We start from the raw sequence: 12715 nt of genomic DNA, 5'->3' as shown, positions 1-12715 counted from the left end.
CAAACATTTCTTCCGCGCGCGCCACATTTCTCTTGCAATTGATTTTGAATTTCACTATCAGTGAACTCGTCCAGACAACGGAACCCAACAAGGAGAATACAATGTCCAAAGCGCTCATCGTATACGGATCCACCACCGGCAACACCGAGACCGTGGCCGGGCATGTCGGCGCCGCACTGAACAAGGCCGGCTGGGAAACCGAGATCAAGAACGCGTCCGACGTTTCCGCCGCGGGGCTGGCGAACGGCTGCGACCTGCTGCTTTTCGGCTGCTCCACCTGGGGCGACGAGGACATTGAGCTGCAGGACGATTTCGTGCCCCTGTACGACGATTTGGACAAGGCCGGGCTTTCCGGCAAGAAGGTGGCCGTGTTCGGCTGCGGCGACTCCAGCTACACGCACTTCTGCGGTGCGGTGGACGCCATCGAGCAGAAGGCCGAAAGCCTTGGCGCCGTGCTCGTCACCGGCTCCCTCAAAATCGACGGCGATCCCGACAAGGACGAAGTCATGGACTGGGCCAAGACGGTGGCCGCACATGCATAGCGGTTGCTCCGGCGGCTGCTCCGGCCGCTGCCGCACCCTGCGCACCGCGGCCTTTCTCTGGCGCGAGGGCATGGCCATGCTGAACCAGAACGAGCCCGCCAAGGCCCTGGCCATGCAACGGCAAGCCCTGGAGATCGTGCGCGGCGTTGGCGGGTTCGACGTGCTGCAGGCGCGCATCCACAACAACATCGGCGTGATCCTGTCCTGCTCCGATCGGCACCAGGAGGCCAAGCGTTCGTTCGAGCACGCGCTCTTCCTGCTGCATGGCCGCATCAAGCCCGACAGCAGCCTGCACCGCGTGATCGAAAAGAACCACAAGTACGTGACGGGCCGCACCATGCCGCAACATGTCCCGGCGAGCGCGCCCGCCATCCAGGCCGAACCGCGGGCCGCCCTCTAGGGATCCGCCCCGCAGCGCACCAAGGAGGCGCATCATGCCGGAACTCGACGCAATCACCCTGTACAACAAGCTGGCCTTGCGCGCCCGCCGCGCAGGAGCCACGGAACAGGCACTGCTGCACCTCTCCGACGCCCTGCGCCTCTCGCGCGAATGCGGAAGCTCCCTGCTGGAGGCGCACTCGCGCAATTCCATGGGCATGGCCTACGCCCAGGCCGGCCGCCCGGAACTGGCCGCCAGCTGCTGCCGAACCGCCCTGTGCGTGCTGGGCCGCAGCCAAGGCAAACCAGCCGGAGCGCGCCTCGCACAGTCCATTGCCGCCAACCTCGCCGCCTTCGAAAAGGCATAAAGCCCCCGCCGACCCTCCATCCGGGGGTGGCGAACCTGGAACACGCACCAGGAGCGCCACCCCCGGAACCCCGCCCTGAAAAAGACCATTCGACGCAATTTCCCAGGCCACCCAGCTGCGGTGCGGCGGTGCTCTGCCCGCCTGTGCAAAGCTGACCCGAAACGGTTCGGGAAGACTCTGCGCAACCGCCGGAAAAATGTAGAAGGGCTCCCGTTCGCATCGCTGCCCCCGCCTTTCGCGCCACGCGGTGATCCCCGTCAGGATAACTGAGACAGGCTGACGTGATAAATGGGACTTGGCGGGACGATCCGGGCTGAGGTGGGACGGCCACATTTGAAATGGTGTTGCAGTATGTGAAACGGAAAATCAGGCGCGATCGTGATCCTGCGGCGAAGTCACGTCAAGGTTAAGAAGCGAAGCTTGCTTGGGCATGCGTAGCTCGCCCTGCTCCTTGATAATGCGGTAGATGCACTGCCTTGAAAGGCCGTACTTGAGGGCAAGTTCCGACTGATTGTCACCATTGAATTCGCGGTAGATCTGCTTATTCCGGGTGCTGCGACGTCCGATCATGTCCATGGGTAGGTACACCGTTTGTCCTCCCCAATCGTCCGCAAGCCTGCCAGCAGCATCTTCGGCAAACGCTTTGGCCTTGGCTGCGCTGATGCCGAGCTCGTCTTGCACTTGCTTGGCGAGCTTGTCCGCAAAGTCTCGCAGCAGCTCCATGCCGATTTCGCGAGGTGTGGCCATTATGATCCCTCCACGCGATCTACCCACTTCTTGAGGCTCTCGATGACCAGACCGGCCTGGTAGCCGTTCAGCCACTCCAGGCGTTCCACCTTGGTCTGCCGCTTCACAAACGCGGCCAAGGCCGCCTCGCTGCTGTCTTGGATCGCGCCCATGTCGCGCAGGGTGAGCCAAAGCGAGCGGATCTTCCGCGACTGCGGATCGTCCGCCAAGCGCTTCGTCTTGGCCTTGCTGGCGGGCTTGGCCGGGGCATTAAAGCCACGACTCCTCAAATGATCGACCACCGCCTCCAGCTCGCTCATGCTCATGTCCGAGCAGCTGGTCTTGCCGGTCTGCGCCTGGAGCATGGCGCGGTAGTCCTCATCAGACAGACCCAGGCTGCGCTTGGCCACGTGGATGATCTTGATGAGCTTGCCCTTGTAGGGCGCAAGGTTGCGAGCGGGTACGGCCATCTAAGCCTCCTTTTGGCGCTGGGCCATGAATGCCGCATACTTGCGGTTGAGTGCTTCGGCGCAGACCTCGGCCATGTTGACGGCGGCAGCTTCGGCCTTGTCCTCGGGTAGGCTGCAATCACGGGGGATGATGGCGGCCAGGCGCTTCTTTTCGGTGTCGCGCAGGATCACGGAGTCACCAGCTGCGCGAGCGACGATGAAACGAGGAACGGCACCAGTTGTCATTAGCTACCTCTACTTACTGAAGCTGATGGTGATGGAGGTGCCCTTCTTACCCTGACGCTTGCGGTAAGTGATCTTGGTCGCCCTATCCATACAACGCTGGATCAGTTCCTCGGGAGTCGGAACGGCTTGCGTGGCGGGGGGGGCGGGTATCTCGGGCTTCTCGCTGGCGCTCATGGTGCTCTCCTTGTGCTAGCGGTTGCAGGTTAAGCGGTGATTTCAAGCTGCCTTGCTCCCTTGAGCGGCGACGAAAGAGGCACATTTAAACCATCAGTCATGCCTGCTTCCAGGTCGGCAGCGCGGACCTTCTTGAACTCCAGGCTGCTGGACCGTAAATCGTCGGGCATGGCGGCCTCTATGGCGTCCATTTTGACAGGGACCAAATCAGTTTGAGTCACGGGCGTGCGCGTGCGCTGGGCCATCAACCTGCCGGAAACAGTGAGCACCACTCCACGGAGATACGATTCGCGGGCGAGGCTTTTGCTGCGGCTGCTCCGAAGTCGGCGGCACTGGGGCGATCGCATATGTCTGGACGCCATGCTCAGCATCGTTTTGTAGAGGTAGCCGAACGTCCAGGCACAGACTTCCTGGTCTGCGCCGACACCGACGAAACAGGTGTTGCCCTCCCAGGAGTGATAGTAGGCGCAATCAAACGCCTTGGCCGTGTGGTACGCCAAGGACATCGCCCACTTCTCCAGGCGCTGCCGCGTCCTTGTCTTGGCTGTATCCGCGTGGATTCGGCCGTCATCACCGGCGGGGATGTCCGACATGGAGAGGTTATACTGGGACAGCAGCTCCTGGGCCTTCGCCGCTGCGGTCGCCGCCTCGTGCTCGTTGTCGGACTTGGAAAGCGACAGCAGCTTGCGGATTTTCTCGATGATGCGCTCGTGTCCCATGGTCTTCTCCTGTCGGTTGTCGGCTGCTCATCAGGACCGGGCCACCACGCCCGGCCGACCGCACCCGGCCCGCAGGCCGGGGCGGTTTCGCTACGATTGCGTTGAGAATTTTGTGACGGCCTCCATCATGATGCCCGCGGCATACTGGGCTTTCGTCATGGTATCTTCATCCTTGAGAGGCGGTTTGAAATCCAATTCGAAGTCGACCGTCTCTTGCTCCGTGTCTTTGATGGTGATGGTCACTGTCGCCACGGCCGCCCCCTAGCCCTTCAGGGCGTCCTTGAGTTCCTGGCCGGCCACGAACTTGACCGCAGTATGCGCGGCGATCTGCAAGGGCTGGCCGGTCTTCGGATTGCGGCCCTCGCGCGCCTTGCATTCCTTGGCCTTGAGCTTGCCCAGGCCGGGCAGGGGCACCTCGCCGCCGCCCAGCAACTCAGCGGCGGCAACGCTGCCCAGGCTGTCGAGCACGCGCTCCACGGTGGCCTTGCTGTCCCCGGACTCCTCGGCGATCTTGGCGATAAGGTCTTTCTTGGTCATTGTTTTCGCTCCTATTTTACATGGTTACATGGTGAAGTTCTGGGCGGCCACTTCGGCGTCCACGTCGCGCAGCCGGGAGGAGAGTTCCTTGATCCTTTTCTGGGCCTGCACGAGCATGTCGCGGCTCGTGCCCTTGAGTTCGATGAGGTCGTCGAGCGTGGTGCGCGAATGCACCAGGGCCTCGCGGATCATGTCCGACAAGCTCTCGGTTTCGCGCATCACCCGGTGCAGTTCCTGCTCCAGCTCTTCCACGCGGGCTGAAGCACCGCCCGTGGTCTCGCGCGGGCCCTCGCCGGTCAGGAACCAATCGGCGAACACCTGGTGCTTGCGCTGGAGCTTGAGCAGCCACTCGGCCGGGATGCTGGCCCGGCGCTTGGCGTCGGAGATGGAGGACTGGCGGATATCCAGGGCCTCGGCCAGCTGCACCTGTGTGCGGGCGCCGGTGACGGTGCGGATGCGTTCCATGGCGGCCTCGAAGGCGGCCACACGCTCGGGGGTGATTTCGCGGGCTTGCTTAGGCATGGCTGGCCTCGCTGACGTGGGGGACGTCCTCAATCACAGCCCCGACCATGATCTTCACCTGACCACCCTCGGAGTATCCGCCATCGACGGTGATCTCTTCCATCGGCTCTTTGCCGCCCTGCATGCTTTCCTCCGGGGCGAAGTCTTGCAGTTCACCGGAATGAGCGGCTTCCCTGGCTATCTCCAAGGCGTCTTCAAGCGACTCGGCGTAGACGATGACGTCTTGGTCCTTTTCGTAACTCACGTTGATTTTGAACGGCTTGCGCTCGCTGCTGCTCATGGTATTCTCCTTGTCGCTTGGAGTTGGGTTTAGACCGCCGCCATATCCAGCGGGATGGCGGTGTAGGAGCCGTTGTCCCGGCGCTCGTAGACGCGCACGTAGGGCTTGGTGCCCGTGACCTGGATGCTGTCTCCGATGGCCTGCATGGCCCGCAGCCAGCGCTCGTCGGTGATGTTCAGGCGGCGCAGGCCGAGCACACGCGAGGTCGAGAGGTTGCCCTCCTTGTCGACCTGGAAGGCCTGGTCGATGATGGCCTGGATCTCGCTGCGGGCGTCCTTGGTCCAGTCGCGCAGGCATTCGTCGATGAGGGCCTTGGCGGCTTGCAGGCGCTCGTCAAAGGTGATGTTTTCGGCCACCTGCCGGACGATCTTGTAGCGGCCGTCAAAGGACAGCAGGGACACGTTCCCCTTGTTGCCGCCCACCTTGACCTCGTACTTCTCGGCGCTGAGCTGGATGAACGCGCCCACGTCGTCCATGATCTCGGCCTTGAGTTCGGCCAAGGCCTTGCGCATGGCCTTGGCCTTGGCCACCTTCTCCATCACCAGCTCGTGCCGAGCCTTGTCGATTTCCTGCACCTGGGCCAGCGGCACCTGGTGCCCCTGGGCGTTTTCCATGTAACCTTCCATCATTGCTCCTTATGCCTAGGCCTCGGCCGAGGTGGTTATGGGGTTGTAGACAATGGTCCCATCGCGCGGGGTGGGCCAATTGCGTTCAATCTCTTCAGCCTGGTCGCCAGCATCGTCCAATTCGTGTTGGATGCACTTGATGGCGGCCCATGCATCCTCACTCACCTGACCGCCCAGGGCGGAAAGGGCCTTGCGCGCATTGCGAATCTTTTCTGCAAGCATGGTGGTCTCCTCGTTTGGGCTTGGTTTACACGGAGCGGATGACGTCCGCGTTGACGATAGGCACGCCCAGCTCAGCGGCGGTGTTCAGGGCGGCCACGATGAAGTTGCCGACCGCGAGCGGGTAGCAAAGGCTCACGCCGTCCCGGCTGCGCTGGCTGGGGTGCTGAACGGTCAGCCGGGCGCGAAGGGCCTCAATGCCGTCGTCGCTGATTATCTTGGCCAAGTCGTCCACGCCCGCCCGTGAGAACTTGAAGCGCAGGTAGGCGTGCAGATCGTCGTTGCGCAGTGGGGGCAGTTCCACCAGCTCGCAGCGCTGGACCACCTCACGCACCTGGTAGTTGCTCTCGCTGAGCTTGGTCTTGAGTTCGGTCTGGCCGATGAGCAGGATGCCGAGCAGCGATGCCAGGCCGTCCGTCAGCTCGATGTAGCGCTTGAGGTGCTTCAAGAGCGGCGTGCTCAAATCATGCGCCTCCTCGATGATGAGCACGTGCGAGTTGCCCGCGCGCTTGCTGGCGGAGAGCGCCCGGTGGACTTGGCGGAACCTGGCCTCCGGGCTGGCGGCCACGGTTTCCAACGGCACCACCGTGCGCAGAATGGCCTCGGCGATGTGCGTGGAGCGGAGGGTCTTGCCCAGGCGCTCGGTGTCCTCCATGCCGAGCACATACGGCTCGATGACCAGCACGGGGCGGCCCTCGCCCTGCAGCCGCTCAAGCAGGTCACGGCGCAGGATGGTCTTGCCCGAGCCCGACTCTCCGGCCACGGCCATGAGCCCGCCGTGGCGCGCCGTGGCGTACATGGCCTCGCGCACGTAGCGGATGTCCTGGCTCATGAACACGTCAGCCGGGTCCTGCACGTCGTTGATGAAGGGGTTTCGGGTCAGGCGGAAGTGCCGCTTGGTTTCGGGGAACAGTCCTTGTCGCCTCAAGAGCATGGTGGTCTCCTCCTCCTTGGGTGCTGCGGCCGCAGAAACGGCCTGGTGGCAATAGTTGGTCTCGCGTTTGCGCACGCCCATGCGCACAAAGGCGTCTTCAAGTTTCTCGCGCGGCACGCCTTGGGCCAGCAGGAAATCCACGATGAGCCCGCGGACCTCGCCCATGCCCTTGCGTTTTGGCCACGCGCCCCGGTTCACCAGCTCGGAAAATCCCGCAGGGCTCAAGCCGCATGCGTCGGCCACCATGCGCTGGGACACGCCTTCCAAGCCGTCGATGATCGTCTTCAAGTTCAGCATGCCGTGCCTCCGGCAACGAGTTTGAGCACCGCGCCGACCGGGGTCTCCGGCGCGGCAAGGCGCGTTGCGATGTCGTCGACCTGTTCAGCGGGAACGCCGTCCGGGTAACGCTGGACAAGCCAGGCATAGCGTTCGGCGGTCCATTCCTGGCCCAGGCGGGCCTTGAGCTGCTTTGCGGCTTCCACGTGGGACAGGGGCGGAATCTCGCGGCGGGAGGCGTCCAGGCCCAGGTCACGGCCACGGCGGGGGATGTATGCCGGAGCCGGGGCGGCGGTGATGTCCGCCTCGATGTCGAGGCCGTAGGGCGCCACGCCGGTCTTGCGCCCGGCCACAACCCCGGCGGCCTCGATCTCCTTGGTGCGCTTGTCGGCCACGGTGTCCGGCAGGGCCTTGTGCTCCTGGCCCCACACGGCCGCGTCCGCGCGGAAGCCCGCCTCGGTCATCTGCACCGGCTCAACGGTCCAGATGGTTTCGTCGCCGCGCTCGTCCTTCACGGCCACGTCCACCGCCGGGGCCTTGTAGGGGTTGACCACCACGCTCACCTTCATGCCGGGCACCAGCCCGGCCAGGTACCGCAGGTCGTACGTTTTGCGGCCAAAGCCCTTGACGCTGTGGGTGATGCTCATGTCCGCGCGCACCGTGGCGTCCACCGGCCTGGTGGTGACCAGCTCGCGGCACAGTTCCATACTTGGCGCGATGCGCAGCTGGTCTTCGGTGATGGTGAGCCAGAGGGCGTTGCGGGTCTGCTTTGTGCGGGAATGGACAGCCCAGGCGTTGTAGTGGCAGCGCCAGCGGTCCGCCGCAGCCTGGAGCTGCTCCACGGTTTCGATGCGCATGAAGGACAGGCGCCCTTCAAACTGCGTCTCCACCAGCTGTTGCGCCTGCTCCACTTGCCCCTTGGCGCGGCTGTTCCCCGGCGTATGCACCAGAGGCGTAACGCCAAGATTTTTGAGCAAGTTCAGGAACAGGTGCGAGGTGTTGGCCGAGCCAAGGTCCATCATCAAGTTGTTGGGCACCCCATGCATGGGGTCATTCTGCTCGCGTTTCTGGATGGCTTGCAGGAACGTTTCCGCGAGGTTTTCCGATGTTTCGCCCGCTGTCTGGACGTAACGGACGTAGAGCGTTCCGGAGTAGTGATCCGTCACCACGTAGCGCCACACGCGTTCCTGCGACACCCGCTCAATGTTCAAGGGCTTGTTCTTGTAGAACACGCCCTCGGGCATGATCTGCAAACCCTGCTTCGGCAGGTAGAAGATGACGCACATGCTGGCGTCCACCTGCCACACATGGTTCGGGTGCAGGCTCTGCATGTGCGTGTGCGGCTTGCCCTGCTGCAACATGGCCGGGTGGCAGCCATGCCGCCGCATTGCGCGCGAAAGCGTGGCGGCGGAATCGGGCAGCCGGACCTCTCCGGTCTCTGCGTCCACGGAGCCGCGACCGTTCTCGCGCAGGATTTCCAAGGTCTCGGTGAGGGGCATGGTCTTTTTGCCGGTCTTGCGCCGTGCGCCCTGGACCAGGGCCGCCGCCTGCATGGCCACCTCCTTGGTGACCATGCTGCTGCCACGGTCCGCGCGCTTTTTGCGGCCTGAGTCGAACCCGACATCCTTCAAGCGGCGGTAGACCTCCTGACGGGAGCAGCACAGGGTCCGCGCCGCCTTGTCCACCAGGGCCGTCCGCCCGCCGTGCGGGGCCGCGCCAAGCCGCGTGGCCAGCTCGCGCAGGAGGTCCAGTTCGCCCAGGTCCGCTTTCACGCTAGGCCTCCGTAACGAGTTTGTAGGCCGTTTGGAACTTGGCAGCGCTGATCACTCGGAAGGCGCGGTCCCCGTCGCAGATGATATAGTCGCCGGAGCTGACCTCCAGCCAATTGCCCTTGTCGAGATGGAGGAGAATCCTCGTCGCGCCGATGAGCACGTCGCCGTCCTCGTAGGCGGCGCGAAACCATGTCGGGAGGTTGCCCCAGGCGGTAGTCGCCTGCGCGAACACGGTTTCGGCGTCCACGGCGCGGACAGTCCTGGGCATTTCCTTGTAGAGCCCCATGACTACCTGCCCTCCTGGTCCACCGGGCTTTGCTTGGCCTGGTCGCGCATCCATTCGGGCAGCATGATTTCCGCCATGTCCGCCTGAATGCCGTTCTCTTGCAGCGCGTACTGCACCTGCTGGCAGAACCACGAGGCGGTATGGTCCGCGTGCTCCTTGGTGTAGGCGCTGACCTCGGCCTCCTTGATCTCGGCCAGCTGCACGAGGAAGGCATTGACGGCGGCCTGTGCCTCCATCACGGCGGTGGTCAGCTTCTTGGCGGCGGCTTGCTCCTGCTCCAGGCGCAGCACTTCGCGCTTGTTCGCGGGCAGGCTCTTGAGCTTCTCCAGCTCCATGCTGATCTTGTCGAGGCGCTCGCTCTTGTCGGCCAAGAGCTTGTCGCGGGCGTCCAGGTCGGCCTTCATGTCCTCGGTCTGCTTCTTGGTGGCGGCGCGTTCGCTCTGGTGCCGGGCGGCCAGGTCTTGCAGGATGTCCAGCACCTGCTCCTTGCTTTCTGCGGCCAGGGCGGTCTTGACGATCTCCTGCTCGGCCTCGGGCAGGGCCTTGAGGGCGGCGTAGTCGCGGGCCTTGAAGCCGATACGCTCGGCGGACTCGTAGAGGTCCGGGCCGAGGAGGTGCAGATTCTTTGAGAGTTCGTAGCAGCGCGTATAGGACTTGCCGAACGCGAGCTGACAGAACTCCTCAAAGTTCTGACAGCGTCGAAGGTTTCCCTCCGCGTCCTTAATTGGGTAGTCCTTGTATCTCTTTGAGTTGCGAAGGTCGACGAAGGTCTGCGCGACGATAATATCTCCGACGTGTCGAAAGAATTCGGCGGCCTTGATGCGCCCCAGAGCCTCGGACACAGGGGCCATGTCCATCACGGCCTGGTCGGCTACCGCCATGGTGTTCTGCGTCTGCAGCAGCTCCGCGCTGCGCTCTGGGGTGATGTCGGGGATGGCCTCAATCCGGCCAACGTTCGGGCCGTTCTTCAGGCCTTCGCGCCACGCGGACGGGTCGCCGACCATGGAAGCCTTGTTAGGATCAAAGGCCGGCGGGGTGGCCAGATTCATCTTGCCGGGCTTGCCCTTGGGTTCCCAGGAGAACCGCTGGTTGTTCGGCACATTGTCGGGGCCGAGCCAACTGACGAGGACGTGATGCAAATGATACTCGTCCTGTTCGGGGTCTATGCTCCGCACGGCGGCGATGGCGATGCCTGTCAGGGCCTCGTCCGAGAGGTCTTTCTTGGCGTTTTCGGCCAACTCTGCCGCGACCTGGAGCGCCTCGTGGGCGCGGTCCGCCAGGACGGGCTTGATGGCCGGATTCCTGCCAAGGTCATGGATCACGTCCATGACGGCCTCACTTTCAAGAATGGCGTGGAGGCGTTCGATGCTAATTTCCTGCATGGTCGTCCTCCTCGTGCAGCGGCGTAGCCAACTCACGCAGGCGCTCAAGAATCTCGATCATGCGAGGGTCTGTGGTCAGCAGAGCCAGCGCCCCGCCATCGCCCCTCGTGAACGAGAGAGTCCCGGAGCCCCGCTCGTTTAGCTCGCCAAGCAACTCCCCGAAGGTTTTGGATAGAAAGCTCTTTCCGTTGTCGGTCTTGATGGTCTCTGGCGCTGTCATGGTTTCTCCTTGTCGCTTGTCGTGTTAGCGCGTTGCCCCTGCGGCGACGCGTTGGTTGATCTCGGACATGCGGTCTTGCAAGCTGGCCATATGGGCGGTGTGCGCGGCGGATATCTGCAGCATGGCCACGCTGTGGGCCCAGCGGCCGTTGTCCAGCTTTGTGGCCAGGCCCTCGGCCTCAAGCTCTGCCAGGGCGCGGCTCACGTTCACGGGGCTTTCGCCAAGGGACTCGGAGATCTCCTTGTTCGAGATCCCGGTGATGGTGTGCCCCTTGAGGATCTTGAGCACGCGCAGCGCGCGGCGGGCGGATGAGATGGTGTTGTCTTTCAAGTCGTCCTCCTAGGCCTTGATGCGTTCCAGCAGATCGCGCTTCTTCCGGTGGCGCGTGCGGTCCTCGGCGGTCATGCGGCCCAGCTCGTAGTAGGCGTGCTGCTCCGGGGCCAGCACGCTCCACCCGGAGCACTCCAGCGCGGCGCGCGCCAGCCCGGCGTCACCGGTTACGATGGTGAGGGCCGCGAGCTGCTCCAGCGGGATGGACCGGTCCTCCTTGGCGGTGGACGTCCAGTTGTTGATCTGATGGATGGAGACGTTCTCTCCGGTGAGGCGGGTCAGCTCGTCGGCCACGGTCTCGCGGGAGAGTCCGCAGGAGCGCAGCGCCTGGCGCAGGGCCTCCTTGACGGTCTCGGACGTACGCAGTGAGCCAGCTTTCAGCTTTTGCGAGGGCAGGCTTGACAAGGGAAGGGTGAGTTGCACCATCCCAGGGGCAAGATTGGGCGTGCGCTTAGACATTGCACACCCCCGCGCCGCCGTGTAGAAGATTGCCAAGCCGCATGGAGTTCGCCCTACATGTTGATGGCGGTGGCGATGTCATGGTCCTCGATGATTTCGCCCGCCTTGAGACCCAGCTTCACGGCGATCTTGTGGCTCTGACCGCGCACACCTTTCTTGCGGCCAGAGAGAACTTCGAAGACCAGGTTGGTCTCGAAGCCATTGGCCCTGGCCCAAGAAGCAACGGAGATGCCCTTGCGCTCAAATTCCTTTTTCACGTCCTGGGAGGTTCTCGGAATCATACGGTAATTCCCTTTGTGGCTAGTAAGTGTGTGGGCGTGTGCCGAATGTGTGTTGGTCAGACGATGTACCCAAATGGTTACTTTGTCAAGCTCTCGAATGGGTATGATTCAAAAAAAGATTCTCTCTCTCGACACCATTGGCGGTCGCATTGCGTTTATCCGTGGGGAGATGCGGCAGGAGGATTTTGCCGTCCTCCTGGGGGTAAGCCGAATGACTTTGATCCGCTACGAGAAGGGGGAGCGGCAGCCGGACGCTGATTTTTTAAAAACGATTGTTGCTGAATTCGGGGTTGACGGCAGTTGGCTGCTCCTTGGGGATGGGGACTTGCCGTCGATCAAGCTCACCCCCCGCGAGGCGGCGCTGCTTGACAACTACCGGCACTGCCCGGACGACGCGCAACGGAACTTGGAAACGATGGGTGCTTTGTTGGCGCAATCCAGCGCCGGGAAGAAAAAAGTTGGCTGAGTAGCTGGAGGAGGGAGGGCGTGAAGGGTGTGCAAGCTGTTTCTGCCCTGGTTCTTCTACTAGTATTTTGTGGGGTATCTGGTTGTGGCGTTGATGAAAAAGAGCAAAAAAATCTGACGATGACCCTGCCGTCAGACACGCCACCGCACACTGTCGAGCTACTGCGCCGGGTGCTACCGAAGATAGAGGCGCACTGCCCAGGGCTGGTGAAGTATTGGTCAGCGCTGGAATTCCAGCAGGTGGAGCCGGACCGACCGTATCACGTTGGAGCCGGGACGCACCTGCCAGATTGGCCTCAGGTGACGTGGCTGGTATTCCAGGTAAAAGACGAGAACCAGTTGGTGCCTGGGAAGTATAGGGCGCACGGGCATGTCTGTCGGATTGGCATCGACGCGGACGGCACAGCCCTGATCGTGCCCAAAGAACCTTGCCAGTCTTTGTTCTTTGATCGGCCAGCAGCCCTAGCCGACCAGGATTTCATCGTCGATATCCGAGACTAGCCGCCTCATCCCACCACCATCTT

The 12715-nt window shown here is 62.9% G+C and carries 24 protein-coding genes and 1 other RNA gene; 5 read left to right on the top strand and 20 right to left on the bottom strand.

The genetic code is table 11. The annotated features are described in order from the left end of the window. The first annotated feature begins 101 nt into the window (after positions 1 to 101). The 3 genes from CHB73_RS11470 to CHB73_RS11460 are packed head-to-tail and all read left to right on the top strand — an operon-like array spanning position 102 to position 1288. Positions 102 to 542 carry a flavodoxin gene (locus tag CHB73_RS11470; RefSeq protein WP_089274733.1) on the top strand — a complete coding sequence of 147 codons (441 nt, stop codon included), beginning with the start codon at positions 102 to 104 and terminating at the stop codon, positions 540 to 542. Further along, entirely contained in the window at positions 535 to 942 is a 408-nt protein-coding gene (locus CHB73_RS11465) for a tetratricopeptide repeat protein (RefSeq protein WP_089274732.1), read from the top strand. The genes CHB73_RS11470 and CHB73_RS11465 overlap by 8 nt, the downstream gene beginning before the upstream one ends. Positions 943 to 976: 34 nt before the next feature. After that, complete coding sequence (locus tag CHB73_RS11460) at positions 977 to 1288, top strand: hypothetical protein (protein ID WP_089274731.1); 312 nt, start codon at positions 977 to 979, stop codon at positions 1286 to 1288. A 366-nt stretch (positions 1289 to 1654) separates the two neighbouring features. Here CHB73_RS11460 and CHB73_RS11455 read toward each other — a convergent pair whose 3' ends face one another. The 20 genes from CHB73_RS11455 to CHB73_RS11375 form a co-directional block, all read right to left on the bottom strand. Then, positions 1655 to 2035 carry a Mor transcription activator family protein gene (locus CHB73_RS11455; RefSeq protein ID WP_089274730.1) on the bottom strand — a complete coding sequence of 127 codons (381 nt, stop codon included), beginning with the start codon at positions 2033 to 2035 and terminating at the stop codon, positions 1655 to 1657. Then, on the bottom strand, positions 2035 to 2484 hold the full coding sequence (locus tag CHB73_RS11450; RefSeq protein WP_089274729.1) for a gp16 family protein: 450 nt from the start codon (positions 2482 to 2484) through the stop codon (positions 2035 to 2037). The genes CHB73_RS11455 and CHB73_RS11450 overlap by 1 nt, the downstream gene beginning before the upstream one ends. Continuing rightward, the gene (locus tag CHB73_RS16865) at positions 2485 to 2655 is read right to left on the bottom strand and encodes a hypothetical protein (RefSeq protein WP_179217018.1); all 171 of its coding nucleotides are present in this window, start codon (positions 2653 to 2655) and stop codon (positions 2485 to 2487) included. Positions 2656 to 2718: 63 nt separating this feature from the next. Next, a complete protein-coding gene (locus tag CHB73_RS16860; RefSeq protein WP_179217017.1) occupies positions 2719 to 2883 on the bottom strand; it encodes a hypothetical protein in 165 nt (54 codons plus the stop codon). Positions 2884 to 2912: 29 nt separating this feature from the next. After that, positions 2913 to 3602 carry a DUF2786 domain-containing protein gene (locus tag CHB73_RS11445; RefSeq protein ID WP_089274728.1) on the bottom strand — a complete coding sequence of 230 codons (690 nt, stop codon included), beginning with the start codon at positions 3600 to 3602 and terminating at the stop codon, positions 2913 to 2915. A gap of 17 nt (positions 3603 to 3619) precedes the next feature. After that, positions 3620 to 3695, bottom strand: an RNA gene (locus tag CHB73_RS11440) — hammerhead ribozyme type II. Beyond that, on the bottom strand, positions 3693 to 3845 hold the full coding sequence (locus CHB73_RS16855) for a hypothetical protein (protein WP_179217016.1): 153 nt from the start codon (positions 3843 to 3845) through the stop codon (positions 3693 to 3695). The genes CHB73_RS11440 and CHB73_RS16855 overlap by 3 nt, the downstream gene beginning before the upstream one ends. Positions 3846 to 3863: 18 nt before the next feature. Further along, positions 3864 to 4139 (bottom strand): HU family DNA-binding protein, encoded by a 276-nt coding sequence (locus CHB73_RS11435; protein ID WP_089274727.1) that lies wholly within the window; start codon positions 4137 to 4139, stop codon positions 3864 to 3866. A gap of 24 nt (positions 4140 to 4163) precedes the next feature. After that, positions 4164 to 4661 carry a helix-turn-helix domain-containing protein gene (locus CHB73_RS11430; protein ID WP_089274726.1) on the bottom strand — a complete coding sequence of 166 codons (498 nt, stop codon included), beginning with the start codon at positions 4659 to 4661 and terminating at the stop codon, positions 4164 to 4166. Beyond that, positions 4654 to 4941 (bottom strand): hypothetical protein, encoded by a 288-nt coding sequence (locus tag CHB73_RS11425; protein WP_089274725.1) that lies wholly within the window; start codon positions 4939 to 4941, stop codon positions 4654 to 4656. The genes CHB73_RS11430 and CHB73_RS11425 overlap by 8 nt, the downstream gene beginning before the upstream one ends. A gap of 29 nt (positions 4942 to 4970) precedes the next feature. Continuing rightward, the gene (locus tag CHB73_RS11420) at positions 4971 to 5567 is read right to left on the bottom strand and encodes a DUF3164 family protein (protein WP_089274724.1); all 597 of its coding nucleotides are present in this window, start codon (positions 5565 to 5567) and stop codon (positions 4971 to 4973) included. 15 nt (positions 5568 to 5582) lie between these two features. Beyond that, positions 5583 to 5789, bottom strand: a complete 207-nt coding sequence (locus CHB73_RS11415) for a hypothetical protein (RefSeq protein WP_089274723.1) — start codon at positions 5787 to 5789, stop codon at positions 5583 to 5585. A 25-nt stretch (positions 5790 to 5814) separates the two neighbouring features. Continuing rightward, complete coding sequence (locus CHB73_RS11410) at positions 5815 to 7017, bottom strand: ExeA family protein (protein ID WP_089274722.1); 1203 nt, start codon at positions 7015 to 7017, stop codon at positions 5815 to 5817. Continuing rightward, the gene (locus CHB73_RS11405; protein ID WP_089274721.1) at positions 7011 to 8768 is read right to left on the bottom strand and encodes a DDE-type integrase/transposase/recombinase; all 1758 of its coding nucleotides are present in this window, start codon (positions 8766 to 8768) and stop codon (positions 7011 to 7013) included. The genes CHB73_RS11410 and CHB73_RS11405 overlap by 7 nt, the downstream gene beginning before the upstream one ends. Before the next feature lies 1 nt (position 8769). Beyond that, positions 8770 to 9054 carry a hypothetical protein gene (locus CHB73_RS11400; RefSeq protein WP_089274720.1) on the bottom strand — a complete coding sequence of 95 codons (285 nt, stop codon included), beginning with the start codon at positions 9052 to 9054 and terminating at the stop codon, positions 8770 to 8772. Positions 9055 to 9056: 2 nt separating this feature from the next. Further along, positions 9057 to 10436: a hypothetical protein gene (locus CHB73_RS11395; protein WP_089274719.1), complete on the bottom strand. Its 1380-nt coding sequence runs from the start codon at positions 10434 to 10436 to the stop codon at positions 9057 to 9059. After that, complete coding sequence (locus tag CHB73_RS11390) at positions 10423 to 10656, bottom strand: hypothetical protein (protein WP_089274718.1); 234 nt, start codon at positions 10654 to 10656, stop codon at positions 10423 to 10425. The genes CHB73_RS11395 and CHB73_RS11390 overlap by 14 nt, the downstream gene beginning before the upstream one ends. Positions 10657 to 10680: 24 nt before the next feature. Next, a complete protein-coding gene (locus CHB73_RS11385; protein ID WP_089274717.1) occupies positions 10681 to 10986 on the bottom strand; it encodes a helix-turn-helix domain-containing protein in 306 nt (101 codons plus the stop codon). 9 nt (positions 10987 to 10995) lie between these two features. Further along, a complete protein-coding gene (locus CHB73_RS11380; RefSeq protein WP_089274716.1) occupies positions 10996 to 11445 on the bottom strand; it encodes a hypothetical protein in 450 nt (149 codons plus the stop codon). A gap of 53 nt (positions 11446 to 11498) precedes the next feature. Beyond that, positions 11499 to 11726, bottom strand: coding sequence for a DNA-binding protein (locus CHB73_RS11375; RefSeq protein ID WP_089274715.1), 228 nt, complete (start codon positions 11724 to 11726; stop codon positions 11499 to 11501). A 103-nt stretch (positions 11727 to 11829) separates the two neighbouring features. On the opposite strand from CHB73_RS11375, the gene CHB73_RS11370 reads away from it, so the two are divergent. Both CHB73_RS11370 and CHB73_RS11365 read left to right on the top strand, forming a co-directional pair. After that, on the top strand, positions 11830 to 12192 hold the full coding sequence (locus CHB73_RS11370; RefSeq protein WP_179217015.1) for a helix-turn-helix domain-containing protein: 363 nt from the start codon (positions 11830 to 11832) through the stop codon (positions 12190 to 12192). Positions 12193 to 12212: 20 nt separating this feature from the next. Then, positions 12213 to 12692, top strand: coding sequence for a hypothetical protein (locus CHB73_RS11365; protein WP_143337377.1), 480 nt, complete (start codon positions 12213 to 12215; stop codon positions 12690 to 12692). The last annotated feature ends 23 nt before the right edge of the window (positions 12693 to 12715 follow it).

This window comes from Humidesulfovibrio mexicanus, assembly GCF_900188225.1.
Lineage (GTDB): Bacteria > Desulfobacterota > Desulfovibrionia > Desulfovibrionales > Desulfovibrionaceae > Humidesulfovibrio > Humidesulfovibrio mexicanus.
This window is presented reverse-complemented; position numbering and strand designations above follow the sequence as displayed.

Bases quoted from the DNA above. Each gene is read 5' to 3' on its own strand.
- CHB73_RS11470 (WP_089274733.1), top strand. From the start codon at position 102: ATGTCCAAAGCGCTCATCGTATACGGATCCACCACCGGCAACACCGAG.
- CHB73_RS11465 (WP_089274732.1), top strand. From the start codon at position 535: ATGCATAGCGGTTGCTCCGGCGGCTGCTCCGGCCGCTGCCGCACCCTG.
- CHB73_RS11460 (WP_089274731.1), top strand. From the start codon at position 977: ATGCCGGAACTCGACGCAATCACCCTGTACAACAAGCTGGCCTTGCGC.
- CHB73_RS11455 (WP_089274730.1), bottom strand. From the start codon at position 2,035: ATGGCCACACCTCGCGAAATCGGCATGGAGCTGCTGCGAGACTTTGCG.
- CHB73_RS11450 (WP_089274729.1), bottom strand. From the start codon at position 2,484: ATGGCCGTACCCGCTCGCAACCTTGCGCCCTACAAGGGCAAGCTCATC.
- CHB73_RS16860 (WP_179217017.1), bottom strand. From the start codon at position 2,883: ATGAGCGCCAGCGAGAAGCCCGAGATACCCGCCCCCCCCGCCACGCAA.
- CHB73_RS11445 (WP_089274728.1), bottom strand. From the start codon at position 3,602: ATGGGACACGAGCGCATCATCGAGAAAATCCGCAAGCTGCTGTCGCTT.
- CHB73_RS11435 (WP_089274727.1), bottom strand. From the start codon at position 4,139: ATGACCAAGAAAGACCTTATCGCCAAGATCGCCGAGGAGTCCGGGGAC.
- CHB73_RS11430 (WP_089274726.1), bottom strand. From the start codon at position 4,661: ATGCCTAAGCAAGCCCGCGAAATCACCCCCGAGCGTGTGGCCGCCTTC.
- CHB73_RS11425 (WP_089274725.1), bottom strand. From the start codon at position 4,941: ATGAGCAGCAGCGAGCGCAAGCCGTTCAAAATCAACGTGAGTTACGAA.
- CHB73_RS11420 (WP_089274724.1), bottom strand. From the start codon at position 5,567: ATGGAAGGTTACATGGAAAACGCCCAGGGGCACCAGGTGCCGCTGGCC.
- CHB73_RS11415 (WP_089274723.1), bottom strand. From the start codon at position 5,789: ATGCTTGCAGAAAAGATTCGCAATGCGCGCAAGGCCCTTTCCGCCCTG.
- CHB73_RS11410 (WP_089274722.1), bottom strand. From the start codon at position 7,017: ATGCTGAACTTGAAGACGATCATCGACGGCTTGGAAGGCGTGTCCCAG.
- CHB73_RS11400 (WP_089274720.1), bottom strand. From the start codon at position 9,054: ATGGGGCTCTACAAGGAAATGCCCAGGACTGTCCGCGCCGTGGACGCC.
- CHB73_RS11395 (WP_089274719.1), bottom strand. From the start codon at position 10,436: ATGCAGGAAATTAGCATCGAACGCCTCCACGCCATTCTTGAAAGTGAG.
- CHB73_RS11390 (WP_089274718.1), bottom strand. From the start codon at position 10,656: ATGACAGCGCCAGAGACCATCAAGACCGACAACGGAAAGAGCTTTCTA.
- CHB73_RS11380 (WP_089274716.1), bottom strand. From the start codon at position 11,445: ATGTCTAAGCGCACGCCCAATCTTGCCCCTGGGATGGTGCAACTCACC.
- CHB73_RS11375 (WP_089274715.1), bottom strand. From the start codon at position 11,726: ATGATTCCGAGAACCTCCCAGGACGTGAAAAAGGAATTTGAGCGCAAG.
- CHB73_RS11370 (WP_179217015.1), top strand. From the start codon at position 11,830: ATGATTCAAAAAAAGATTCTCTCTCTCGACACCATTGGCGGTCGCATT.